General features: G+C 42.3%; 24 protein-coding genes. 3 read left to right on the top strand and 21 right to left on the bottom strand.

Features of this window, described 5'->3' with window-relative positions:
* Nucleotides 1-1,448: 1,448 nt before the first annotated feature.
* The 11 genes from upp to spoIIR all read right to left on the bottom strand — a co-directional run bounded on the left by upp (nucleotide 1,449) and on the right by spoIIR (nucleotide 11,716).
* A complete protein-coding gene (gene upp / locus K9B36_RS05595; protein ID WP_223701042.1) occupies nucleotides 1,449-2,078 on the bottom strand; it encodes a uracil phosphoribosyltransferase in 630 nt (209 codons plus the stop codon).
* A 182-nt stretch (nucleotides 2,079-2,260) separates the two neighbouring features.
* Complete coding sequence (locus K9B36_RS05590) at nucleotides 2,261-3,502, bottom strand: serine hydroxymethyltransferase (protein ID WP_223701041.1); 1,242 nt, start codon at nucleotides 3,500-3,502, stop codon at nucleotides 2,261-2,263.
* A 673-nt stretch (nucleotides 3,503-4,175) separates the two neighbouring features.
* The gene (locus K9B36_RS05585) at nucleotides 4,176-4,742 is read right to left on the bottom strand and encodes a TIGR01440 family protein (RefSeq protein ID WP_223701569.1); all 567 of its coding nucleotides are present in this window, start codon (nucleotides 4,740-4,742) and stop codon (nucleotides 4,176-4,178) included.
* 121 nt (nucleotides 4,743-4,863) lie between these two features.
* Complete coding sequence (gene rpiB, locus K9B36_RS05580) at nucleotides 4,864-5,301, bottom strand: ribose 5-phosphate isomerase B (RefSeq protein ID WP_223701568.1); 438 nt, start codon at nucleotides 5,299-5,301, stop codon at nucleotides 4,864-4,866.
* Nucleotides 5,302-5,481: 180 nt separating this feature from the next.
* Nucleotides 5,482-6,771: a methyl-accepting chemotaxis protein gene (locus K9B36_RS05575; RefSeq protein WP_223701040.1), complete on the bottom strand. Its 1,290-nt coding sequence runs from the start codon at nucleotides 6,769-6,771 to the stop codon at nucleotides 5,482-5,484.
* Nucleotides 6,772-6,807: 36 nt separating this feature from the next.
* A complete protein-coding gene (locus tag K9B36_RS05570) occupies nucleotides 6,808-7,236 on the bottom strand; it encodes a low molecular weight protein arginine phosphatase (RefSeq protein WP_223701039.1) in 429 nt (142 codons plus the stop codon).
* A 930-nt stretch (nucleotides 7,237-8,166) separates the two neighbouring features.
* Nucleotides 8,167-8,442 (bottom strand): hypothetical protein, encoded by a 276-nt coding sequence (locus K9B36_RS05565; RefSeq protein ID WP_223701038.1) that lies wholly within the window; start codon nucleotides 8,440-8,442, stop codon nucleotides 8,167-8,169.
* A gap of 167 nt (nucleotides 8,443-8,609) precedes the next feature.
* On the bottom strand, nucleotides 8,610-9,164 hold the full coding sequence (locus K9B36_RS05560; RefSeq protein WP_223701037.1) for a manganese efflux pump MntP: 555 nt from the start codon (nucleotides 9,162-9,164) through the stop codon (nucleotides 8,610-8,612).
* A gap of 130 nt (nucleotides 9,165-9,294) precedes the next feature.
* Nucleotides 9,295-10,341 (bottom strand): L-threonylcarbamoyladenylate synthase, encoded by a 1,047-nt coding sequence (locus K9B36_RS05555; protein ID WP_223701036.1) that lies wholly within the window; start codon nucleotides 10,339-10,341, stop codon nucleotides 9,295-9,297.
* 175 nt (nucleotides 10,342-10,516) lie between these two features.
* On the bottom strand, nucleotides 10,517-10,957 hold the full coding sequence (locus tag K9B36_RS05550) for a GNAT family N-acetyltransferase (RefSeq protein WP_223701035.1): 441 nt from the start codon (nucleotides 10,955-10,957) through the stop codon (nucleotides 10,517-10,519).
* 66 nt (nucleotides 10,958-11,023) lie between these two features.
* Nucleotides 11,024-11,716 (bottom strand): stage II sporulation protein R, encoded by a 693-nt coding sequence (gene spoIIR / locus K9B36_RS05545; protein WP_223701034.1) that lies wholly within the window; start codon nucleotides 11,714-11,716, stop codon nucleotides 11,024-11,026.
* A gap of 340 nt (nucleotides 11,717-12,056) precedes the next feature.
* Between spoIIR and K9B36_RS05540 the strand changes: the two genes are divergently transcribed.
* On the top strand, nucleotides 12,057-12,362 hold the full coding sequence (locus K9B36_RS05540; RefSeq protein WP_223701033.1) for a hypothetical protein: 306 nt from the start codon (nucleotides 12,057-12,059) through the stop codon (nucleotides 12,360-12,362).
* Between the two features lie 139 nt (nucleotides 12,363-12,501).
* Here the strand turns inward: K9B36_RS05540 and prmC are convergent, their stop codons facing one another.
* From prmC to K9B36_RS05525, 3 genes are all read right to left on the bottom strand, one after another.
* The gene (gene prmC / locus K9B36_RS05535) at nucleotides 12,502-13,359 is read right to left on the bottom strand and encodes a peptide chain release factor N(5)-glutamine methyltransferase (protein WP_223701567.1); all 858 of its coding nucleotides are present in this window, start codon (nucleotides 13,357-13,359) and stop codon (nucleotides 12,502-12,504) included.
* Nucleotides 13,360-13,367: 8 nt separating this feature from the next.
* Nucleotides 13,368-14,438, bottom strand: a complete 1,071-nt coding sequence (gene prfA, locus K9B36_RS05530) for a peptide chain release factor 1 (RefSeq protein ID WP_223701032.1) — start codon at nucleotides 14,436-14,438, stop codon at nucleotides 13,368-13,370.
* A 207-nt stretch (nucleotides 14,439-14,645) separates the two neighbouring features.
* Nucleotides 14,646-15,212 carry an SGNH/GDSL hydrolase family protein gene (locus K9B36_RS05525; protein WP_223701031.1) on the bottom strand — a complete coding sequence of 189 codons (567 nt, stop codon included), beginning with the start codon at nucleotides 15,210-15,212 and terminating at the stop codon, nucleotides 14,646-14,648.
* 97 nt (nucleotides 15,213-15,309) lie between these two features.
* On the opposite strand from K9B36_RS05525, the gene K9B36_RS05520 reads away from it, so the two are divergent.
* The gene (locus K9B36_RS05520; RefSeq protein WP_223701030.1) at nucleotides 15,310-15,792 is read left to right on the top strand and encodes an SRPBCC family protein; all 483 of its coding nucleotides are present in this window, start codon (nucleotides 15,310-15,312) and stop codon (nucleotides 15,790-15,792) included.
* A gap of 99 nt (nucleotides 15,793-15,891) precedes the next feature.
* The gene (locus K9B36_RS05515; protein ID WP_223701029.1) at nucleotides 15,892-16,182 is read left to right on the top strand and encodes an RNA polymerase alpha subunit C-terminal domain-containing protein; all 291 of its coding nucleotides are present in this window, start codon (nucleotides 15,892-15,894) and stop codon (nucleotides 16,180-16,182) included.
* A 117-nt stretch (nucleotides 16,183-16,299) separates the two neighbouring features.
* On the opposite strand, the gene K9B36_RS05510 is transcribed toward K9B36_RS05515, so the two are convergent.
* The 7 genes from K9B36_RS05510 to fsa all read right to left on the bottom strand — a co-directional run bounded on the left by K9B36_RS05510 (nucleotide 16,300) and on the right by fsa (nucleotide 23,294).
* Nucleotides 16,300-16,740, bottom strand: a complete 441-nt coding sequence (locus tag K9B36_RS05510) for a hypothetical protein (protein WP_223701028.1) — start codon at nucleotides 16,738-16,740, stop codon at nucleotides 16,300-16,302.
* Nucleotides 16,741-16,809: 69 nt separating this feature from the next.
* Complete coding sequence (locus tag K9B36_RS05505) at nucleotides 16,810-17,415, bottom strand: thymidine kinase (RefSeq protein ID WP_223701027.1); 606 nt, start codon at nucleotides 17,413-17,415, stop codon at nucleotides 16,810-16,812.
* A gap of 156 nt (nucleotides 17,416-17,571) precedes the next feature.
* On the bottom strand, nucleotides 17,572-17,820 hold the full coding sequence (locus tag K9B36_RS05500; RefSeq protein WP_223701026.1) for a type B 50S ribosomal protein L31: 249 nt from the start codon (nucleotides 17,818-17,820) through the stop codon (nucleotides 17,572-17,574).
* 237 nt (nucleotides 17,821-18,057) lie between these two features.
* Nucleotides 18,058-19,329 carry a transcription termination factor Rho gene (gene rho / locus K9B36_RS05495; protein WP_223701025.1) on the bottom strand — a complete coding sequence of 424 codons (1,272 nt, stop codon included), beginning with the start codon at nucleotides 19,327-19,329 and terminating at the stop codon, nucleotides 18,058-18,060.
* Between the two features lie 643 nt (nucleotides 19,330-19,972).
* The gene (gene glpX, locus K9B36_RS05490) at nucleotides 19,973-20,941 is read right to left on the bottom strand and encodes a class II fructose-bisphosphatase (protein WP_223701024.1); all 969 of its coding nucleotides are present in this window, start codon (nucleotides 20,939-20,941) and stop codon (nucleotides 19,973-19,975) included.
* A gap of 215 nt (nucleotides 20,942-21,156) precedes the next feature.
* Complete coding sequence (locus K9B36_RS05485; protein WP_223701023.1) at nucleotides 21,157-22,449, bottom strand: UDP-N-acetylglucosamine 1-carboxyvinyltransferase; 1,293 nt, start codon at nucleotides 22,447-22,449, stop codon at nucleotides 21,157-21,159.
* A 200-nt stretch (nucleotides 22,450-22,649) separates the two neighbouring features.
* The gene (gene fsa, locus K9B36_RS05480) at nucleotides 22,650-23,294 is read right to left on the bottom strand and encodes a fructose-6-phosphate aldolase (RefSeq protein ID WP_223701022.1); all 645 of its coding nucleotides are present in this window, start codon (nucleotides 23,292-23,294) and stop codon (nucleotides 22,650-22,652) included.
* Nucleotides 23,295-23,302 lie beyond the last annotated feature (8 nt).

Raw genomic sequence — 23,302 nt, 5'->3', positions numbered from 1 at the left:
CTTACTTTGCTCTTTTATATACATCATCCGGCATCACTCTTGCTTTTCATGTACTTACTTTGCTCTTTTATATACATCATCCGGCATCACTCTTGCTTTTCATGTGCTTTCTTTGCGCTTTTACATACATCATCCTGCCCCTCCCTTGCTTTTCATGTACTTACTTTGCGCTTTTACATACATCATCCGGCATCACTCTTGCTTTTCATGTGCTTACTTTGCGCTTTTACATACATCATCCTGCCCCTCTCTTGCTTTTCATGTACTTACTTTGCTCTTTTATATACATCATCCGGCATCACTCTTGCTTTTCATGTACTTACTTTGCTCTTTTATATACATCATCCGGCATCACTCTTGCTTTTCATGTACTTACTTTGCTCTTTTATATACATCATCCGGCATCACTCTTGCTTTTCATGTGCTTACTTTGCGCTTTTACATACATCATCCTGCCCCTCTCATGCTTTTCATGTACTTACTTTGCGCTTTTACATACCTCATCCTGCCCCTCTCTTGCTTTTCATGTACTTACTTTGCGCTTTTATATACATCATCCGCTCTCTCCCTTCCTTTTCATGTACTTACTTTGCCTTTTTACATACATCATCCGACCTCTCTCTTGCTTTTCATGTACTTACTTTGCTCTTTTACATACATCATTCGGACTCTCCCGCGCTTTTCATGTACTTACTTTGCCTTTTTACATACATCATCCGACCTCTCTCTTGCTTTTCATGTACTTACTTTGCTCTTTTACATACATCATTCGGACTCTCCCGCGCTTTTCATGTACTTACTTTGCCTTTTTACATACATCATCCGACCTCTCTCTTGCTTTTCATGTACTTACTTTGCTCTTTTACATACATCATTCGGACTCTCCCGCGCTTTTCATGTACTTACTTTGCCTTTTTACATACATCATCCGACCTCTCTCTTGCTTTTCATGTACTTACTTTGCTCTTTTACATACATCATTCGGACTCTCCCGCGCTTTTCATGTACTTACTTTGCCTTTTTACATACATCATCCGACCTCTCTCTTGCTTTTCATGTACTTACTTTGCTCTTTTACATACATCATTCGGACTCTCCCGCGCTTTTCATGTACTTACTTTGCCTTTTTACATACATCATCCGACCTCTCTCTTGCTTTTCATGTACTTACTTTGCTCTTTTACATACATCATTCGGACTCTCCCGCGCTTTTCATGTACTTACTTTGCCTTTTTACATACATCATCCGACCTCTCTCTTGCTTTTCATGTACTTACTTTGCTCTTTTACATACATCATCCGGACTCTCCTGCGCTTTTCATGTACTTACTTTGACATTTTACATACATCATTCGCTCTCTCCCTTGCCTTTCATGTACTTATTTTGCACAAAAATTTTGCTCAAAATAAAAAAAGTGCCCCCTTTTAAAAAGAGAGCACTCACCAATTTATTTTGTTCCGTATAAACGGTCGCCGGCGTCGCCTAGACCTGGGACGATGTAGCCTTTTTCGTTTAGCTTTTCATCTAATGCTGCAATAAAGATATCTACGTCTGGGTGTGCTTCTTTTACCACTTCCACGCCTTCAGGAGAGGCAATCAGGCACATAAATTTAATGCTTGTTGCGCCGCGCTTTTTCAGGGAATTGATCGCTTCTACAGCAGATCCACCAGTTGCAAGCATTGGGTCAACTACGATGAAGTCTCTTTCTTCCACATCAGAAGGTAATTTTACGTAATATTCGACAGGCTGCAATGTTTCAGGATCGCGGTATAATCCGATATGACCCACTTTTGCAGCTGGGATCAATTTCAGCATTCCTTCTACCATGCCTAGTCCTGCACGAAGAATTGGGATGATTCCAAGTTTTTTACCAGATAATACGTTTGATTTTGCTACAGAAACCGGAGTTTCCACATCCACTTCCTGAAGTGGAAGATCACGAGTAATCTCGAATGCCATTAAACTTGCTACCTCATCGACAAGCTCACGAAATTCTTTCGTACCAGTTCTCTTATCTCGGATGTATGTAAGTTTGTGTTGAATTAATGGATGATCAAATACGTACACTTTTGCCATTCGAAATCTCTCCTTTGTATTCCTCATTATAATGTTCTCTGTGAGCCGACCATTGTTTCTTCGGCCTAGCTTTCTAATCACACTTCCATTGATTCTACAGAAAAAGCGAAAGTGATTCAAGTCCATTATCGTCTTATTGCACAAAAAAATAGAGGTCTAACTTCAGACCTCTACACTATTCATTATCCAAGAGACGGATATAATTCAAATTTACCTGAAATTGCTTCAACGCGCGCTTTCGCTTCTTCAAGCTTAGACTCGTCTTCATGATTTTTTAAAATAAAGCCAATTAGCGATGCAATTTCGTCCATATCCTCTAAACCAAAGCCGCGGCTTGTTACAGCAGCTGTTCCAATACGTACACCACTTGTCACGAATGGACTTTCTGGATCAAATGGAATCGTGTTTTTGTTGACGGTGATTCCTACTTCATCCAATACTTTCTCCGCGATTTTACCTGTAATAGATAAAGAACGCACATCAACTAAAAGTAAATGGTTGTCTGTTCCATCAGAAACAAGGGTTAGTCCTTCTTTTTTCAATGCTTCTGCTAGGCGCTTGGCATTGTCGATAATTTTTTGCGCATAGTCTTTGAACTCTGGTTGAAGCGCTTCTCCAAATGCCACCGCTTTTGCCGCGATTACATGCATTAATGGTCCACCTTGAATACCAGGGAAGATTGACTTATCAATTTTCTTCGCCCATTCTTCTTTGCACAAAATCATTCCACCACGTGGTCCACGAAGAGTTTTGTGCGTGGTTGTTGTAACAAAATCTGCGTAAGGTACCGGGTTTTGATGTAAACCTGCTGCAACTAGTCCTGCGATATGCGCCATATCGACCATTAGGTAAGCACCTACCTCATCGGCGATCTCACGGAATTTTGCAAAATCAATCGCTCGAGGATATGCACTCGCTCCTGCTACGATCAGTTTCGGTTTATGCTGCCTTGCTTTTTCTGCCACATCTTCATAGTTAATCGTATGAGAGTCCTTGTCCACTCCATACTCCACAAAATTATATTGTATTCCACTAAAGTTAACTGGGCTGCCGTGCGTTAGGTGACCACCATGTGACAGGTTCATCCCAAGAACGGTGTCGCCTTGTTCTAGAATGGTAAAATAAACCGCCATATTCGCTTGAGCACCTGAGTGGGGCTGAACATTAACATGCTCGGCTCCGAAAATTTCCTTGGCACGATCACGGGCAATATTCTCTGCTACGTCTACGTGTTCACATCCACCATAATAGCGGCGTCCTGGATATCCTTCTGCGTACTTGTTTGTTAACACAGAACCCTGTGCTTCCATAACGGCTTCACTTACAAAGTTCTCAGAAGCAATCAGCTCAATTTTCGTACGTTGTCTGCTTAATTCATCTTGAATTGATTGAAACACTTGTTGATCTTGTTGTGCTAATTTCACTTTCGGAATCCCCCTTTAGATATAAACGATGCATTGGATTTTGTTTTTGTTGTTAGTTATTCGGTTTTAGGACTTTCACTTTTATTATTTTATCATGAGGGAGGGAGAATAGAAACAGAAAAGGAAGATTGGTAGCGCTTACGTTTGGAAGCTTTCGTTATTTAGGGATTTTCATTTAGTTTTTGGATGATGACTAATACATGCGGGGTTTATGAGAATATGTTGGGGAGTGGTTTAACTCCCTGTTCCTTTCCGTTTCAGTTGATCGCTTTCCGCGGGGCGGTGCGAGAGTCGATCACCTGCCACTCCAATACACAGGTGGGAGCACTTTATATGTGAGGACCTTCTCTACTTTTTTGTGTGGTGTCTTCCTATGTAAATCCCTTGAATAGAAAGGTTTCACCATATTTTACCTATGAAATTCTGTTCCAAATAAGCAACATTTGATTCTATCAATCCCAGCTGTGGATCGGAACGAAAGGCGGAGACTCCTTGCTAAGAGGTAGTGCTTAGGGAAGACCCCACAGGCGCTAGCCGAGGAGGCTTCACAAGCACCCCGCGGACGCGAAGCCTTTCGTGAAGAGAAACAGCGGTCTATAGCCAAACCCTTTATATACTAGTGTATTTAAGCGCAACTATATTTGTTAGTGGCCATCCAACCTTTAACCTCGCACTATTTCTCCGATGCTACATCCAAAACGATCTCGTAGACAGCCCTTGCCCCACCAACAAGTTTTGGCCGTGTTCTGGCCATGGTGACGTGGGCTTGGCCGATGGATTTAACTTTGCTTCTTACCGGAACGGCAACGTGTTTAATGTGCATGCCTATTAATGTGTCACCAATGTCGATACCAGCGTCAGCCTTGATGTGCTCAACCATGACAGCATCTTTCATCTGTAGATAGGCATAAGATGCCATCGCACCACCTGCGTGTCGTACCGGAATGACGGTGACTTCATCTAATCCGCGTTTTGTCGCAGTTTCTCTTTCGACCACAAGCGAGCGGTTGATATGTTCACAGCATTGAAACGCAAGCTCCACGCCTGTCTGCTTTTGAAAGTCTGATAGGGTCGCAAAGATTGTTTCCGCCACATCTTCCGTACCCGCTGTACCGATCTTTTCGCCGATAACTTCACTTGTCGAACAGCCTATTACTAGTAGCTGTCCTTTTTGCAGAGATGCATGCTCTTGGAGGTCTTTTAATACTTGAGTTAATTGCTCTTTCCACTTTTCAGGCATAAAATTCCCTCTCCTTTCGCTTTGGCGAATTACGTAACTGCTTGCTCTATAAATATTAAAACAACCCACAGATGCCCTATAACTTGCTGACACCCATGGGCATTATGCTGCTACTTACCATTTATTTTTCGATTGCATGAATCTTTTGTACTCTATTGGCGTGACGTCCACCTTCGTAGTCGGTTGTAAGCCAGACCTTTGCAATTTCAAGCGCAAGACCAGGGCCGATGACGCGCTCTCCCATTGCTAAAATATTGCTATCATTATGTTCGCGTGTTGCTTTTGCACTGAACAGATCATGAACAAGTGCACAGCGGATGCCTTTAACTTTGTTTGCCGCGATTGACATTCCAATTCCTGTGCCGCAAATCAGGATTCCTCGGTCAAACTCTCCATTGGCTACTTTTTCTGCCACTGGCAATGCGTAGTCGGGGTAATCCACCGATGTCTCGCACTCGCAACCAAAGTCTTCAAACTCTATATTTAATTCTTTCAAAAGGCCTTTTATTTCTTCTCGAATATTAATGCCACCATGATCTGAAGCAATTGCTACTTTCATGTTTTTCATCCCCTCAGCTGGAATAAGTTTATACCTACATCTTACCCTTGGACCTAAAAAAAATCCAATGTTCCGTTTAGGCTGATTAGCTTCTTTGGAAAAGGTTGTTAGATTAATAAATTATTCCTTAAAAAAATGAAAAAAAGCCCGAACAGTCGCTCGAGCTTTTCGCATGCTTTTTTAAATTTTAAACTTTGAAATCGTCCGCTTCAGTTCGCTTGCTTGACCTGCAAGTTCCTGGGAAATTTTTTCGATGTTGGCAATCATGTTTGCTTGCTCTTGAGTTGTCGCTGTCACTTCTTGTGCGCCAGCTGAAGTTTCTTCTGCGATGGCTGCTACTTCCTGTGACTGTCTTGCTGTCACTTGGATGCTATCCATTTGCTTATCGACCAGTGTTGCGATTTGTTTGACGCTATCTGCCACTTCTAAAACGGAGTTCGTCATTTCTGCGATCACTGAATTGGTTGCTGTTCCTTTTTCCGCTTCAACGTTTGCCGCTTTCACTTGGCTCGTGATCTGTGTAACAACATTCTTCACTTCTTCTTGGATATTTTTTATAAGCTCAGAAATGCCTTTAACTGCTTTAGCACTTTCGTCTGCTAGGGAACGAACCTCTTCGGCAACCACTGCAAATCCACGACCATGCTCGCCTGCACGTGCCGCTTCAATAGAAGCATTAAGCGCAAGTAAGTTGGTTTGCCCGGCAATATCACCAACAAGGGAAATAATATTTTCTACTTCTTTTGCATTCTTTTCTAGACGTTCTACTGTTTTTAAACTTGTAGCATTTTCCCCTGCAAGGTGTTGAATGCCCGATACCAAGGAATGAATCACTTCTTTGCTTTCTTCTAGATCTTTTACCATTGCTTCGGAAAGAGTCTGGGAAGTTGTTGCTTTTTCATGAACTTCATCTGCAATTTTGATTACTTCTTCAACAGATTCCGCTGTATCCTGAATGGAGGATGCCGAGCTTTCTGCCCCTTTGGCTATTTCTTCGATTGTTAAAGAAATGTTTTCCGCTTGCTCGGAAGCACTCATCGATACGTCGGAGATTTCCTCCACTTTACTATTTGTTTGTTGAAAATGGTTGTCGATCGATTTCACCATGCCTCTTAAGTTATGAAGCATCAGGTTAAACGCGTCTCCAACTGCACTGATTTCATCGCGAGAATCTGATACAGGAACATCCTCTGACAGGTCGCCATTTGCTACTCTTTGCGCTACTTCTTCTAGCTGCTGCAATGGCTTGGTAATGACCCTAGCTGCAAAATAGGCCAAAATCCCTGACCATGCTACTCCTAAAATAAGCGTCAGCGTCGTAAATACACCGGGACTTATGAAATCTTCCACATAATCTGCTACCACATAAATGAAAAGTCCACTTACTGTATAGGTGATTGCAGCTAAAACAGTTGCGAATAACACTAGCTTATATCGCAGCCCAAACTTATACTTTCTTCTTTCCTCCATGTTACTTCCCCCTAAATGGTCTTGCTTCTCTTTAATTTATTTTAGTTTCATTATTACTTTTTCCATCAAAGCCTGTAGTTCGTCCCATGTGCTTTTGTACGTATGTATGCTTCCACCAAAAGGATCAGATACCTCTCCATACTCCCCGGCATATTCTTTTAAGCTATAGGTTTTTCCATGAGCCTTTGGAAAGCGGTCCTCCAACAAGACTTTGTGCTTTGATGTCATGGTTAAAATTAAACTCGCCCACTCGATTAGCTCTTCTGTCACAGGAGAGGATGTGTGCTGATTGGTGATTCCGTTTTCTTTTAACACTTCCTGCGCCTGATAAGATGCCGCGCTTCCCTGCATCGCAAACACACCTGCAGACCTAACTTTAACACCTTCTATTTTCTTGCTTGCTAAAATTGCTTCTGCCATCGGACTGCGGCAAGTATTTCCGGTGCACACAAATAAAATATTCATCCTGACTCCTCCTTTATCCGTATTATAGTCAAAAGGCTAGAGAAGAAAAAAGGTCTTCTCCTGTTATTTCGACAAATTTCCTGTAATCTTTAATTCTAGTAGGGGACAATTTGAAATAAACTTTAATGGGTTGGATTCGCAATAAAGGAAGCAATATTTAAGGTGGTCCATACACCGCTATTGATTTCCGCGCCAGTCTTCGCTTTCCGCGGGCGGGTCGGAAGCCTCCTCGGCTAGCGCCTGCGGGGTCTCCCTGACTCCGCTCCTCCCGCAGGAGTCTACGACTGGCGCTCCAATCAACAGCTAGGGACGTTATAGATTTACCCCCTTCTGTAACAGAATCCCAGAAGAGAAGGATCATGCCATTTAGATTTATAATAATACCTAAGCTATAAAGTGATTTAATTTGTAGCCCTTCACCCATCATGGAGACTTCTCACCATAAACTAAATATAGACGGTCCTCCTATACAAAGTACTCCACCCAGAAGATTAAAGTGACTCCCACGGGCGGTAGCGATGGACGGAAGACCCCCAGGCCAGCGAGGGTACTGAAATTATCTTAAAAGAGTAACATTTGCTTTTGGTGCGCCTAGCTGTTGATTGGAACGAAAGGCGGAGACTCCAGCGGGAGATAGTGCTTAGGGAAGACCCCGCAGGCATAGCCGAGGAGGCTTCCCAAGCGCCCCGCGGACGCGAAGCCTGGCGTGGAAATTAACAGCGGTTAATAGCTGAACCCTAAATACAAAAGTGTTCTTATCTTTGGTCTAGGCTTAGCCGAGGAGTCACCCACATGCCCCGCGGAAAGCGAGCACCTGAAACGTAAAGGAACAGGGAGTTAAAACGTTACCCTTCCTAATTTCAGGATAGCCTCCTTACTATTAAGCCTAAAAAACCCCAAGCAAAAACAAAAAGACCTCTAAAAGGTCCTCTAATGTAGCAAAAATATCGGGAAAATCAAATAAATAACAGTCGTCGAGAATTTCAGCATATAAACAGACCGCTGCTTTTTAGACAGCATATCCTCCAGCGCCAGAGAAAAACTAACAACAGCAAGCAGCCAAAAAAGCAGCTTAAACTGCACCATGCTGAATTCATTAAAAAAATTGTTAGCGAGTATGATAAAGATAAGTACACTTCCAACCATTTGAATAAAAAGAATCGGTTTCACTCGTTTATGGTAACTTTCCTTCCAGTTCTGGACCATCTATGCACCTACCTATTAGACTTAGTTAGTATTATTTTCTACATGGATGCTCATTATTCCTTCTAGTAGAAAGTACCCATCTAAGATTTTAGGCAAAAGCTATTTCACATTGACAGTTGTTTTTATTGTTATTTTTGATATCGGCATTAAAATTCTTCATAAAAAAACTAGGCGAAAAACAGAAGTTTTAACCCAAACCCTAACAAAATACTGCCGCCAAGCGCTTCACTATACGATCCGAGCCAGCCTTGTAGCTTTCTCCCAAAGAACAATCCTAGCCAGGTGAGCAGCATGCTGACCGCTCCGAAAACAAGAATTGTTAAAAGCGTTCTCGCCCCGTATATCCCAAGGCTGAGTCCGACCGAGAAGCTGTCCAAGCTCACACTTAGCGCAAATAGAATTAGTCCTGCCCCGACAGGAGTAATAAGGGGCCCTTCTTCTTTTTTGAAAGAGGATAGCATCATCTGAACACCTAACATAATAAGTAGCAGGCCACCGATAAGTGTGGCAATACCGCCAAACTGGTCGGATAGCAATCTACCAATGAGCATCCCGCCGAGGGGCATAAACACGTGAAAAATTCCAATAATAACTCCTATGTAAAAGATTTGACGCAATCTTAGTTTGATCATCCCCATGCCAAGTCCTACTGAAAAAGCATCCATTCCTAATGCAACTGCCATTATTACAAGCGTCGCTAACTCTCCAACCATTCCTGTCATCCTTCACATTTCCCCTTCCCGGACTTGTCTACTTCAAGATATGCAGGGGAAGTTTGGATTAGAAGGAAAAGGTTGTCCTTTTACTTGAAAGAGAATAAGAAAAAGGCACCGAATGCTCGGAGCCCTTGCTTCATGGAGTGAGTATTTTATTGCCTGCTGCTTTTTCTAAGCGGTTCATTATTGCTGCGCCTACGCCTTCATAGGGAAAGATTTCACTATAAATCACGTCCACCTTTTTATTATTAAAGGCTCTTAAGGCATCATAAAGTTGGGCGGCAACTGTGGATAAATTGTTAATAGAACCACAAGTGACCACCACATCGCCTGCACCTTTTAATAGGGCCTTCTTTTCTTCAGTGACGAGGACCCCAACTTTTTTTCCTTCCTTTTGGGCGGTGAGGATGATGTTTTTGAAAAAATCCTCATCCCCATTTATTAAAAATACGGGAGCAATCGGTGCGTAATGGGTATATTTCATGCCGGGAGATTTTGGTGCATGGTCCTGGGACTTTAATGCCGGGTCCATCTCAACTCTGCCGACAACTTTCTCAAGCTCTTCTTTTGTTACTCCACCAGGTCGTAAAATTATTGGAATTTCGGTGGTACAATCCACAACGGTCGATTCCAAGCCAACGCCTGTCGGACCACCATCCACGATGCCGGCAATTTTCCCATCCAGATCTTCTGCAACATGTGCTGCAGTCGTTGGACTTGGCTTTCCGGAGAGGTTGGCACTCGGAGCTGCTAGCGGAAGTCCGGCTACCTCCATTAGTGCAAGTGCCACAGGATGGTCGGGCATTCGGATCGCAAGTGTATCGAGCCCTGCTGTTACATAGGAGGACACTCCCTCTTTGCTTTTTAACACAAGTGTAAGCGGTCCAGGCCAAAAAGCTTCCATGAGCTGTTCGGCAGATGCTGACACGTTATCCACAAGTCCTGTGAGTTGTTCTTTTTTTGTAATATGTACGATTAACGGGTTGTCGCTTGGACGTCCCTTTGCTTCAAAGATCCTTAATACCGCTTGGTCTGACAGGGCATTGGCACCTAATCCATAGACCGTTTCAGTTGGAAAGGCAACTACCTCATCTTGTTTGAGAAGCGCTGCCGCTTCCAGTAGTTGTGGATAACTAGTTTTTAAAGAATCACTGTTATCCACAATCCATTTTTTTGTTTTCATTTTATCAGCCTCATTTAAGTATCTATTAACATGTGAATATAGAAGGTTTTACTTTCAAAAGTATAAAGAACTTGTCCAAATTATACAAGCCTTATCCACATTCTGTGGATAAGGCACGTCTGTTCTGTGGATAAGTTTGTGAATATCCACTATTTTTTAGAAATTTACCTGCTTTTTATAGTTTGCACATCATAAAGGTGCAGGTATGTTGTTCCATGGTTTCTTTTAAATGCTCGGATTCTGTTATTTCTGTTGGGACATTGTGGACTTCTTGTGGATGAAAGCCAAGGAGTTCAAAAAATTGTATGTAGTCCTGTTTGTTTGTTACAAGGTATAGTCTGTCTAGTTCTTTTCTGCGGGCATGCTGTTGTGTGTGCTCAAACATTTGCAGTAGATGCATTTGGTTAACAGAAGGTCCAATGACGAGGGAGCGTAAGAGTCCATCGCGCTCGATTTTCTCGATCCCAATTGTCCCACAAATTCCTTGTTCCTCTTCTTCTAAAATGATAAAATTCTCTATTTTGTCTTCTAACCCCATTGTACTGATGTTTGCTTGTCTTAAAAAGACTTGCATGGCCCAATGGTCTTCTTTTGTAGCGGAACGTAATTTTTTCATTTTTCTCCACCTCTTCTAGTATTTTTTCTACTACTACTCTATTAAGGTGGTGGAAAAAGTAGAACGTTACGCCGTGATTTTTTCCCATAGAGATGATAGAAATTCCACCAAGAAGAATTTCACCTCCACTTCTTCGGGCTCTTCATCCACGACAAAGTCTTGAGCCTGAGCCGTTGTGTTGCTCGCATCTGCTTTCGCTGATACCGTTTCGGATGGAGTTTCTTCAAATGGTGTTGCTGTTGCTTCGCCGTTTGAGAAGTCTAAGAAGCATAGTGGCGGAAATAGTACGCACCACCAGTTCGCGCCTGTACCTTTTCCAAGTGTGATAAGAATGGCTTCATAATCTCCTGCAGGGTAGATGAATTTGCCATACATTTTTGTTGGAAAATCCACTCTACTGAAGTCTACATTATACTGTTGTATCTGATTTTCCTCGACCATCACTTCTTCCACAATCATCTCAATTTGTTCGATATTTCCTTTGATAACCTCGCGAGCATTTTCCATGGAGGTAAGGCCCTCCACCCATACAGTGATCTCTTCGTTCACTCTGTCCCGAATCTTTCTTTTTAACTCCTGATCCGCTTGGCTGTCACTGTTTGCTAGAATACGAAGCCTGATCGCCTCATCTGGTATCACCATTGCGCCATTCTTCACTTCCGCCCCTGCCGTTACCTGCTCCCCTACCACCGTGACGTACGCACCCACAAACAGTAATACTATATATAAGCTTATAACATTCTTTTTTAATTGTATCATCTTCCAACACTCTCCCCTCTAGCAACCAGTCTAGGCAAAAAACAAAAATCCTAAACTAGTAAAATAAAAGAAAATGAAAAAAGATAAGTTTGTCGAAAAATATGGGGCCAGACCCCAGCAGGATTTCCCCCCCAGCTGTCGAAGCGAAGCGAGACAGCTGGGGGGAGGATGGCAGCATGGAGGGTGTGGCAGAATTTTTGGTAGTTTGCTAGTTTCAGTTTGGTCGTTAGGGGGTATTGGTTAGGGTAGTGCGCTTGTAATTAGCGCAGTTGTTGACATGGCACGGCAAGAAAAGTATGATGCATCGAGAAGGAAACTTAGTAAGAAAGAAGGTTAGATTATGAGATCGTTCACTTGCCATATTGAAGCTTTCCGCATTGGAGAGATGGAGAGTATATTTAATCATATTAGCATTCCTATTGGTTTTGAGATACAGGTTGGTGGCAAATGGCTGAAGGGCAAAGCCTTTTACCATCATTATCACCGCAATGTCTCGTATGACTCGACCCTCTCACAACTCTTGGAGGTTGCGAAAGCCGAACAGAAGGAAGAAATTCTGCAAGCAATTATCCTTTATGTCGCAGAAAAAACAAATAGTGGCCTGACATTAGCCAGACCACCTAAAAATGAAGGAGCAATCATATAACTAGCCTTGCTAGGAAACTTTCCCCACCTTGTCAAACCTTCACTTGCAAGGTGCGCTCCTGATTTTTCCCTCTAACTAATCGAAACAACCACTGTCTTCCATACACCTTTTTTTGATTCTTTTACACGCTTAAAACTTATTAACCTATTTCCGCAAATACCATGCGATCTTTTCCATTTATATCAAGGACAACCTCTGCATTCGCATGTGGAAATGTCTTTAATAATAAGTTCTTTACCGCTTCGCCCTGTCCCATTCCAACTTCAAATGCAATCAGTCCACGTTCGTTCAATACTTTTGGCAGCTCGTCCATAAAGCGCTCATAAAATTCCAAGCCTGAAGTACCACTGACCAGTGCACGATATGGTTCGAAATCCTTTACAACCGTTGACAGGCCTTCGTAGTCTTTTTCGGTAATGTAAGGAGGATTAGATACCACTATGTCCACTTTTATCCCTTGCTCGATAAAAGGCAGCAGCAGGTCTCCCTCTAGGAACTCTACATCCGCCTCTAGTTCTTTGGCATTGTCCATCGCCACTTCTAAGGATTCTCCTGCAATATCGGTTGCATTTACTGCTAGCCTCTCATTTTCAAGCGCCAAGGTTATGGCAATAGCACCACTCCCTGTCCCCACATCCACTAGACTTAACTTTTCCGTTGTATCGCCAAAGTGTCTTTTCACTCTCTCTAACACCCCTACAACAAGCTCTTCTGTTTCAGGTCTTGGTATGAGTACCTCTTCACTTACAAAAAAGTTGCGCCCGTAGAACTCTTCTTTGCCCATTAAATATTGAACCGGAATTCCCGCTGCATGCTTGTGCACATTGAACACAAACGAACTTTGAATTCCCGAAGGTACCACTTCCTGCATTCTGCCCAACAGCTGGGCACGTTCTAATTTCATATGATGACGTAACAATAATTCTCCCGCATTTTCGTCACGCTGATTCTTTTTTAAAAAATAAGAAGCCCAGTTTAGGGCTTCAAACACTTTCATTGCCTTCATCATTTCTCCATCTGATCCATTCTTAGGGCTTGGTCTTCCATAATCAACGTATCGACGATTTCTTGCAGCTTTCCTTGTAAAATCTGGTCAAGCTTCTGGATCGTTAATCCAATACGGTGATCTGTCACACGGTTTTGCGGGAAATTATAAGTTCTAATACGTTCGGAGCGGTCCCCAGTACCAACGGCCTGCTTCCGGTTTGCATCATATTCAGCTTGTATTTCACGTTGAAATTTATCATACACTCTTGCACGAAGAACCTTCATCGCTTTTTCTTTGTTTTTAATTTGTGATTTTTCATCCTGACAGGAAACTACGGTGTTTGTTGGAATATGCGTCAGACGAACGGCAGACATTGTCGTGTTAACGGATTGTCCTCCAGGTCCACTTGATGCGAACGTATCTGTCCGAATATCCTTTTCATGAATCTCAATTTCAACCTCTTCTGCTTCCGGTAAAACCGCAACCGTCGCAGTGGAAGTATGAATACGTCCACCAGACTCAGTTTCAGGTACACGTTGTACACGATGTGCCCCATTTTCAAACTTCAGTTGGGAATAAGCACCTTTACCTGTAATCATAAAGATAATTTCCTTATAACCACCCACACCAGTTGACGCCGCATCCATTACTTCCGTTTTCCAGCCATGCGCTTCCGCAAAACGGCTGTACATACGATACAGATCGCCGGCAAATAATGCCGCCTCATCTCCTCCAGCTGCACCACGAATCTCCATAATAACGTTTTTGTCATCATTCGGATCTTTCGGTAAAAGAAGGATATGCAAACGCTCCGCCAACTTTTCCTGCTGCGATTCGAGTTCAGAAATCTCCTCTTTTACCATTTCACGCATATCTGCATCCATTTTATCCTCTAACATTGCTTTCGCATCGTCCAATTGCTCTTTTACATCCTTATATTCACGGTACACTTCTACCGTCTGCTGCATATCAGATTGTTCCTTCGAATACTCTCGAAGTTTCTTCGTATCATTGATAACCGCGGGGTCACTTAATAGCTCCGTTAATTTATCGTAACGTGCCTCTACAGACTGCAAACGATCAAACACGTGCATTCACCTCTATGTAATGTGTGCAGACTATCATCTGCAACTAGTATTTTGTTCCTTGCGTATAACATTCTAATTATAGTATAGGTTAGGTGCCGCGTCAAAATCAAATCACTGGAAAAAGGACGTTCACGGCTGGGTAGTATGGGGAATTGAGAGTAGAAATAAATATTTGTTGCCCGTTGCTCCTAGTATCAGGTTTTCCCCTCAGGAACTTATCTCACTTATTTTCTTTGTAATCAGCTCTGACAAAAGATCATAGCCCGCTTCACCAAAGTGCAATCCGTCATTTAATATTCCAACTAATAGCTTTTCATAATCTGGTATCGAATGGACTTCTGTGAAAAATTCAATAAAATGGCTGCCTGTTTCTTCTGCTACCTGTTTTACCGCATCTGCGTATTTAGCCAATTCGCTATTTGTTCTGTTGGGTTGCAGCGTTTCATCCACTGGTGGCGGCGTGATAAGTATCGTCCGATCCGGTCCTATGAGGTTGGTCATTTTCAACAAGTTTTCCTTATAGGTTTTAATGCCAACTTTTTTATTTGCTGCGGCATCATTTGACCCAAAGAGCACGGTTACAAGATCTGGAGTAAAGTTCAATACATCCTTGTCAATCCTGTTGAGTGCGTCCTTTGTGGTATTACCTGCCACACCTGCATTTATAACTTTGTAGGCCGAAAGTTGATGCGTAAGCTTTTCAGAAAGGCGAGGTCTTTCCTTCCCTTCATGTCCTGCAGTCAGACTGTCACCAAAACAGACTAGTGTTTTCATATGTATGGATGCCACCTTTGCTGAGAATATTAAATTCATTTAGATACCATACATGTTACCATAAAATAAAAAACTGTAGAAAGAAAGGAGATTTCAAATGGAGAATGGATATGGTACCCTACAAAAGTCAGACAGTCGTTTTGCTTTAAGATTTGAACGATTTTTTTCTCAAGATTCTGAAGAGGTTTTCCTTGCCATTACGAATCCAAGTTTCTTCTCTCAGTGGTACCCTTTCGCAACAGGGGAGATGGATCTCAGAATGGGCGGCCAGATTGCCTTCGATGATGGTGAAGGAACGACTTATAGTGGTACTATTACACAGTTAGATGCACCGTATTTATTTGGTTTCCGTGAAGTTGATGATCTGATAAACATTTCATTGGTGCAAGAAGATGAAGGTTGTCGAATGATCTTTACCCATACTTTTAACGATAATTCATGGGCAGTTCAAACCGCAGCAGGATGGCATAGATGTCTGGATGTATTAGCACAAATCGTCAATGGTAAACCAATTAAGTGGGACGATAACTCATCGAAGCTGCGTATGATCTATAGTGAAGCATTTACTATGGAACGTTAAAGAATATAAGAAGTTACTCCTTATATGGCGCTTATCGGGAAGTATCACAGAATGTAGATATGTTAAAATTGTTTTTAGAAATTGTTTGGAGGGGTTATTTTGCTAATTGAAAAAAGTCTGAGGGTTTGCGAAAAGGGACATAAATATTATAAAAGTAGTGAATGTACAAGTTGCCCTACCTGTGATAAGGAGAATAAACCTAAAAGCGGCTTCCTTTCGAAACTCAGTTCCCCAGCAAGAAATGCGTTAATTCACGAAGGTATTGAAACTTTGCCAGAACTATCAATGTTCACTGAAAAAGAAATTTTAAAATTTCATGGTATTGGACCAGCTTCCTTACCTACCATGAGAATTTTATTAGAAGAAGAAGGGTTATCTTTTAAAAAATGATAATCCATACACTATATTAAAACTTGGTAATAATAAAGATTCAAAACCCCAGAACCGTTTCTGGGGTTTTTCACTGTCTAAATTAATTTAAGCGCGGCTACCCCATGCTTGTTCGCACTATCTTTCCTTAATCGTCAGGTGCACATAGTAACGTGGCATAACATCAACAAATTTACGTTGTAGGTGGCGCTTGATTTTATCTTTTTCCTTTTTGGACATCGAGCCATCCGCATAGGCAGTAACGCGGGCTGTGTCGCCTGTGATGTACACGCCTCCAGGGTCAAGATTGCTGTTCATACTAATGACTTCCCTTAACTTATCCTGGTCATCTCCGTAGGTAGGGCGGGTTTCCGATAGATCGAGGAAATTAGGGTTTTGATTGGTGTTGTAGTCTTCCGAATCTAAATTACGTCGGTAAAATCCATCCTCACCGGTTGTTCCAATTAGCCTTGTTCCATCTATGTCTTGTTTTTGTAGCGTATGATGCTCGTCCCCTACCACCCCACAGGCACTAATAAAAAAAGAGCATACTACCATTAACAGGATTGCACGTTTCATGCAAACACCTCCTGCTATTAGCGTATCCTCTCTTCACAAAAAACTTTGGTAATATATTAGGAAAAAATGTTACTTTTTTACTTCTTGAAGCACGGAAACATTTAGAGGGACTTCATGATGATGACGACAACGAGGTTCGTATGATTCCGAAGCGCCGACTAAAATAATGGGATCATCGTAACAAGCTGGGTTGCCGTTAATTAAACGTTGTGTGCGGCTAGCAGGAGACCCGCAGACAGCACATACAGCTTGTAGTTTTGTTACAGACTCAGCGATGGCCAACAACTCCGGAATTTTCCCGAATGGCTCTCCACGGAAATCCTGGTCAAGACCGGCTGCAATGACACAGTAGCCTCTGTCTGCCAACTCTTGAATCACTTTTATAATGTCCTCATCAAAGAACTGAACTTCATCGATGCCGACCACATCTGTTTGTTCTTCCACTTGATCAAGGATAGCAAGGGAAGTGGGAACTGGCATAGCAATGATGGATGTACCATTATGTGAAACAACAGCTTCATCTGCGTAACGGTTGTCTATTGCTGGTTTAAAAACCTGGATGGTTTGTTTGGCAAATTGGGAGCGTCGCATGCGGCGTATCAGTTCTTCTGATTTTCCAGAAAACATACTGCCACAAATCACTTCTACCCAACCTGTATGCTTCATTACGTACATGCACAGCCTCTCCCTTCTATTTTATAGCGTTTTTTAGGGTTTTTTTGCGTATAAAAAGTGCTCAGTCTCCAAAAGGAAACATAAGCACTTCTATATGTAAAGTAAAAAAACAGGCAAGATATAGGATAACCTGCCTGTTTCACTTTATTACGAAACTTAAGACTTAAGGCCGTATTTTTTGTTGAAACGCTCAACACGTCCATCAGCAGCAGCATGCTTCTGACGTCCAGTGTAGAATGGGTGAGAATCAGAAGAGATCTCGACTTTGATTAGAGGGTAAGTAGTACCGTCTTCCCATTCGATTGTTTCGTTTGATTTCATCGTAGAACCAGTGATGAATTTGAAACTTGTGTTTGTATCCAAAAATACAACTTTACGATAATCCGGATGAATTCCAGCTTTCATTATTGTCATCTCCTTTTCGCCCTGAGTCTTTCGAAACAGAGTTATCATTAAAATGATACCAAATCAAAATTCGACATCATTTATCTTAAAAACACACTGATGAAATTATATCAAGGAATTTTAGGTTTTGCAAGATTACTTTAAGAGATATTTGCAATAAGGAAGTGGACAAATATTTCCACTAGGTATATTCAGGTAAGAAACGACCGAAAATATCGCTCTCTCACCTTGAACCTCCTATCGCTTTGCAGTCCCTGCCTTTTGATCTTCTTCTAAAATATCAAAGAATTCCTGATTCGATTTTGTCTGACGCAGCCTTCTAAGCAGCTTTTCAGCAAAATCAGGTGTATCTGACATTGTTTTACGGATTGCCCATAGCTTATCAAGGTGTTCTTTTGGTACAAGCAGTTCTTCTTTACGTGTACCAGAGCGACGAATATCGATCGCTGGGAAGATACGACGTTCTGCAAGGTTGCGGTCCAAGTGTAATTCCATGTTACCTGTTCCTTTAAATTCTTCATAGATAACATCATCCATACGGGAGCCTGTTTCCACAAGTGCTGTGGCAAGAATCGTTAAGCTTCCGCCTTCTTCAATATTACGTGCTGCTCCAAAGAATCGCTTCGGACGATGGAATGCAGCCGGATCAATCCCCCCGGATAACGTACGTCCGCTTGGCGGGATTACAAGGTTGTAGGCACGCGCTAAACGGGTAATGCTATCCATTAGGATGATTACGTCCCGTTTATGCTCCACAAGACGCAGGGCACGCTCTAAAACAAGCTCGGCCACCTTGATGTGGTTCTCTGGAACTTCATCGAATGTGGAGCTTACTACGTCTCCTGCCACCGAACGTTCAATGTCTGTTACTTCCTCCGGACGCTCGTCTATTAGTAAGACAATCAATTCCGCTTCCGGATGGTTCGTTGTGATGCTGTTGGCAATCTCTTTAATCAGCATCGTTTTACCTGCTTTAGGTGGTGCTACCACTAATCCACGCTGGCCAAACCCAACAGGTGCGATCAGATCCATGATACGGGTGGAAAGACTCTTTTGGGTAGTCTCCAACGATATTTTACGATCTGGATATAAAGGAGTCAGTGCTGGAAAATGGACACGGTCCTTTGCAGATTCCGGATCGTCACCGTTTACCGCTTCCACATGTAGCAGCCCGTAATAACGCTCGTTTTCTTTAGGAGGACGGACCTTTCCTGAAACTTTGTCTCCGTTTCTTAAATCAAAACGACGAATCTGGGAGGCGGAGATGTAGATATCTTCGGAGCTTGGGGAGTAGTTGATTGGGCGTAGGAAGCCGAACCCTTCCGATTGAATCACTTCCAATACACCTTCCATAAACAGGAGGCCGTCCTTTTCTGCTTGCGCTTTTAATATCGCAAAAATAAGTTCTTTTTTCGTAAGTTTACTGTAGTACGATACTTTATGTTGACGTGCATACTCATACAGTTCTTTCAGTTTTAAATTTTCTAAAAGAGAAATTGTTAAATCCATAAAAAGAAAACACCACTCTATTCTATTATTTAGTGAGGATAGGAAAAAAATTAAATTGTTTGTCTTCCAAAACTGATTCGAGCTGAAATTAAATTCGAAGGATGGGATATCAGATATCCGGATATTCTGCTGACCTGTATCCGAGGACTTACTCCCCTATAAATGTGGGAAAACTCTCCTTATGAAGATATGGAGAAGAATCACTAGGAAGAAAAGGATAAATTACACATAATATGCGTAGCATTTAATATTTTACCCACATTTGATACTTTTAAGCAACTATTTTCTATAGACAAGCTTTGTAACCTACTAATATTTTCTGGGGAATAGTCGGGAAACGTCTCATATTGTGTCGAAATAATCATCTTTCCCCTAGGCTATGTTAAACGCCGCTGTTGATTTCCGCAAAAGACTACGCGTTCCACGGGGCGGTGCTGGAGCCTCCTCGGCTGCGCCTGCGGGGTCGCAAGTATTCCGCTATCTCCCGTTGGAGTCTCCGCCTTTTGCTCCAATCATCGCTGGAATAGCCTTATTATCAACACACAACTTTAACAGAGCCTTTCCCTAAATAATTCGATAGTCATTCCACTTTTTTGACCTATTTGGGCAAATACAGGAGAAAAACCGCAAGCGGCTTTTCCGCTTACGGTTTGAATACGAGGTTAGGTTTTTTCTTAATATTATGCTGACCATCTACAAATCGGACGGTTCCGGATTTAGCACGCATGACAACAGAATGAGTTGTAGCGTTTGTTCCCTTAAACTGAACACCTCGGAGTAGCTCTCCATCCGTCACTCCTGTGGCAGCGAAGATTGCGTCATCTCCACGGACCAAGTCTTCCATTCTAAGAACAGCATCTATGTTTTCAATGCCCATTTTGCGGCAACGGATCATTTCTTCTTCGTTTTGTGGCAATAGCTTTCCTTGGATTTCTCCGCCTAAGCATTTAAGCGCTACAGCTGCGATAACCCCTTCAGGCGCGCCCCCTGAACCGAATAGGATATCAACACCTGTATGATCGAAAGCGGTATTAATGGCAGCCGCTACATCTCCATCATCAATCAGCTTGATTCGTGCTCCTGCTTCTCTTAATTCTGCTATGATTTTTTCATGTCGTGGCCTGTTTAAGATAACTGCCACCAGGTCTTCAATGTCTTTGTTTTTTGCTTTAGCAACTGCTTTCAGGTTATCAAGTACCGATGCATTAATATCGATTTTCCCAACAGCTTCCGGTCCTACTGCTATTTTATCCATGTACATATCTGGGGCATGTAAGAGGTTACCATGATCGGCAACAGCTAAAACAGCGAGTGCATTCCAGCCGCCTGATGCCACGATGCTTGTCCCTTCCAAAGGATCGACCGCTACATCCACTCGTGGTCCATAACCTGTTCCGAGCTTTTCTCCAATATAGAGCATAGGAGCTTCATCCATTTCGCCTTCTCCGATTACGACGGTACCCTTCATCGGAATGGTATCAAATACATCGCGCATCGCTGAGGTTGCTGCATCGTCAGCATTCACTTTGTCGCCTCTTCCCATCCAACGTGCAGAGGATAGAGCCGCCGCTTCTGTTACTCGAATTAATTCCATGGATAAACTTCTTTCCATTTCTCCCACTCCCTTTGTTTATCTTTTCTATGTATCTTCCTTTTTTTACGTGGCTGTTTTCGCATAGAAATTCCAGCCGCAAACTTTCCGAATAAAATCTTTACTAAGATCTTAAAACTAATGCAAACTCTAGCATTATGTCATACTTTTGATTAATAGTATATCACATTAAGGAGTGATTGACATGATTAACAATAAAAAAATGCAGAACTCTGTTAAGAGTTCTGCATCTCCTCGATTTCTTCTTCGGACATATCTTCGCGCCAAATCGTTGCACCTAAGCCTTTTAGTTTCTCTTCTAAATGACTATAGCCTCTATCTATATGTTCAAGTCCAGTTATTTCTGTAATGCCTTCTGCTAACAGACCAGCGATCACCAAGGATGCACCTGCCCGCAAGTCGCTTGCCTTCACTTTTGCTCCTTGAAGCTGTGTAGGACCGTTAATGATTGCTGAACGACCTTCCACTTTTATTTGCGCATTCATGCGACGAAGCTCATCTACATGCTTGAATCGCGCGGAATAGATGGTATCTGTTACAATGCTTGTTCCTTCAGACTTCGTAAGCAAAGTTGTCATCGGCTGTTGAAGATCTGTCGGGAACCCAGGATGCACGAGTGTTTTCACATCGATGCCTTTTAATTTTTCTCCCGGTACTATTAGCAATTGGTCCTGATTATCATTAATATCGATTCGTACACCCATTTCGCGAAGCTTGGCAATCAGCGGCTCCAAATGAAGTGGTATCACGTTGTCGATAATGATTTCTCCGCCACTCGCAGCAGCCATAATCATATAGGTCCCTGCTTCAATACGGTCGGGAATAATTGTGTGCTTGCATCCATGAAGTTCATCCACTCCATCGATTCGGATCACATCGGTCCCTGCCCCTTTGATTCGAGCGCCCATACTGCTTAATAAAGTTGCTACGTCAATGATTTCTGGTTCTTTTGCGGCATTTTCAATAATGGTTCTGCCTTTTGCTTTTACTGCAGCAAGCATGATATTAATTGTTGCGCCGACACTCACGACATCTAAATAGATACGCGCGCCTCTCAGCTCGTCCGCACGAAGGTAAATTGCTCCTTGCTCGTTTGTAACTTTTGCACCCAGGGCTTCAAAACCTTTGATATGCTGATCAATCGGTCTTGGGCCTAGATGACAACCACCCGGTAAACCTACCACTGCTTTTTTGAATCTGCCAAGCATTGCTCCCATCAGATAATAGGAAGCACGAAGCATTTTCACTTTTCCACTAGGTAAAGGCATCGCAATCATTTTGGAAGGATCAACCGTTAGGTCTTCCCCTTCCATCGATGTGGTTCCACCGATTTCCTCTAGTAAGCTGCTTAAGATCTCTACATCCGATATTTTGGGTAAACCCTCAATTGTTACAGGTGAGTCTGCTAGAATGGTTGCTGGTATAAGTGCGACCGCACTATTTTTCGCTCCACTGACCCGTACTGTGCCATTTAACTTGTTGCCACCAATAATTTTTAACTTTTCCATATAGGTCTCCCTTCAAGGCGAGGTTGGTTTCCAAGAGTGTTATTTTTATTATACACAATTATTACCAATCTTAAAATTTCTGTTACCTCATAGTTTACACGAATTTGTTGGATCTATATATGGAAAAGTGTAAAACTTTATCGAATCGTAATATTTCATACTTTATTCCTAAGGTAATTGATTGTTTTTAGCTAAGATAATTATTGCTTTCGGTTGTTCCAATCCTCCAAGAACTTTTCAATTCCCTGGTCTGTTAAAGGGTGTCCGAAAAGTTGCATCAGCACTTTATATGGAACTGTTGCGATGTGTGCCCCTTTTAATGCCGCCTCTGTGATGTGAAGTGGATGGCGGATGGATGCGGCGATAATTTCAGTTGGTATATCATGTACGGCGAAAATATCTGCGATTGTCTCTACTAGATCTAATCCGTTTTGGCCAATGTCATCTAATCTGCCGAGGAACGGGGATACGTAGGTTGCCCCTGCTCTTGCAGCGAGGAGTGCCTGATTTGCATTAAAAATCAGGGTAACATTCGTTTTTATATTAAGTTCGGAAAATACTTTTACTGCTTTTAGTCCATCTGGGGTCATTGGAACCTTCACCGTAATGTTTGGTGCGATAGCTGCAAGTGTTTTTCCTTCTTCAATCATTCCTTCTGCATCAAGTGCGATAACCTCTGCACTTACTGAGCCTGATACAAAAGATGTGATTTCACGTAGGCGGTCTTCGAATGTGATGTTTTCTTTTGCAACTAGACTCGGATTTGTTGTCACACCAGCAAGAATCCCTAGTTCGTGTACCTCTTTAATTTCCTCTAAATTTGCTGTATCGATGAAAAATTTCATGTTTATCT

It is taken from the genome of Sutcliffiella deserti (assembly GCF_020037475.1).
In the GTDB taxonomy this organism is placed as follows: domain Bacteria; phylum Bacillota; class Bacilli; order Bacillales; family Bacillaceae_I; genus Sutcliffiella_A; species Sutcliffiella_A deserti.
Note: the sequence above shows the minus strand (reverse complement) of the source record. Positions and strands in the feature narration are given on the sequence as shown.

Bases quoted from the DNA above. Each gene is read 5' to 3' on its own strand.
- rho (WP_223701025.1), bottom strand. From the start codon at position 19,329: ATGGATTTAACAATTTCTCTTTTAGAAAATTTAAAACTGAAAGAACTG.
- K9B36_RS05540 (WP_223701033.1), top strand. From the start codon at position 12,057: ATGAGATCGTTCACTTGCCATATTGAAGCTTTCCGCATTGGAGAGATG.
- K9B36_RS05585 (WP_223701569.1), bottom strand. From the start codon at position 4,742: ATGCCTGAAAAGTGGAAAGAGCAATTAACTCAAGTATTAAAAGACCTC.
- K9B36_RS05505 (WP_223701027.1), bottom strand. From the start codon at position 17,415: ATGTACGTAATGAAGCATACAGGTTGGGTAGAAGTGATTTGTGGCAGT.
- rpiB (WP_223701568.1), bottom strand. From the start codon at position 5,301: ATGAAAGTAGCAATTGCTTCAGATCATGGTGGCATTAATATTCGAGAA.
- K9B36_RS05525 (WP_223701031.1), bottom strand. From the start codon at position 15,212: ATGAAAACACTAGTCTGTTTTGGTGACAGTCTGACTGCAGGACATGAA.
- glpX (WP_223701024.1), bottom strand. From the start codon at position 20,941: ATGGAAAGAAGTTTATCCATGGAATTAATTCGAGTAACAGAAGCGGCG.
- K9B36_RS05485 (WP_223701023.1), bottom strand. From the start codon at position 22,449: ATGGAAAAGTTAAAAATTATTGGTGGCAACAAGTTAAATGGCACAGTA.
- K9B36_RS05555 (WP_223701036.1), bottom strand. From the start codon at position 10,341: ATGAAAACAAAAAAATGGATTGTGGATAACAGTGATTCTTTAAAAACT.
- K9B36_RS05570 (WP_223701039.1), bottom strand. From the start codon at position 7,236: ATGAATATTTTATTTGTGTGCACCGGAAATACTTGCCGCAGTCCGATG.
- K9B36_RS05550 (WP_223701035.1), bottom strand. From the start codon at position 10,957: ATGAAAAAATTACGTTCCGCTACAAAAGAAGACCATTGGGCCATGCAA.
- K9B36_RS05565 (WP_223701038.1), bottom strand. From the start codon at position 8,442: ATGGTCCAGAACTGGAAGGAAAGTTACCATAAACGAGTGAAACCGATT.
- K9B36_RS05500 (WP_223701026.1), bottom strand. From the start codon at position 17,820: ATGAAAGCTGGAATTCATCCGGATTATCGTAAAGTTGTATTTTTGGAT.
- upp (WP_223701042.1), bottom strand. From the start codon at position 2,078: ATGGCAAAAGTGTACGTATTTGATCATCCATTAATTCAACACAAACTT.
- K9B36_RS05520 (WP_223701030.1), top strand. From the start codon at position 15,310: ATGGAGAATGGATATGGTACCCTACAAAAGTCAGACAGTCGTTTTGCT.
- spoIIR (WP_223701034.1), bottom strand. From the start codon at position 11,716: ATGATACAATTAAAAAAGAATGTTATAAGCTTATATATAGTATTACTG.
- K9B36_RS05560 (WP_223701037.1), bottom strand. From the start codon at position 9,164: ATGACAGGAATGGTTGGAGAGTTAGCGACGCTTGTAATAATGGCAGTT.
- fsa (WP_223701022.1), bottom strand. From the start codon at position 23,294: ATGAAATTTTTCATCGATACAGCAAATTTAGAGGAAATTAAAGAGGTA.
- K9B36_RS05510 (WP_223701028.1), bottom strand. From the start codon at position 16,740: ATGAAACGTGCAATCCTGTTAATGGTAGTATGCTCTTTTTTTATTAGT.
- K9B36_RS05575 (WP_223701040.1), bottom strand. From the start codon at position 6,771: ATGGAGGAAAGAAGAAAGTATAAGTTTGGGCTGCGATATAAGCTAGTG.
- prmC (WP_223701567.1), bottom strand. From the start codon at position 13,359: ATGAAAGTGTTTGAAGCCCTAAACTGGGCTTCTTATTTTTTAAAAAAG.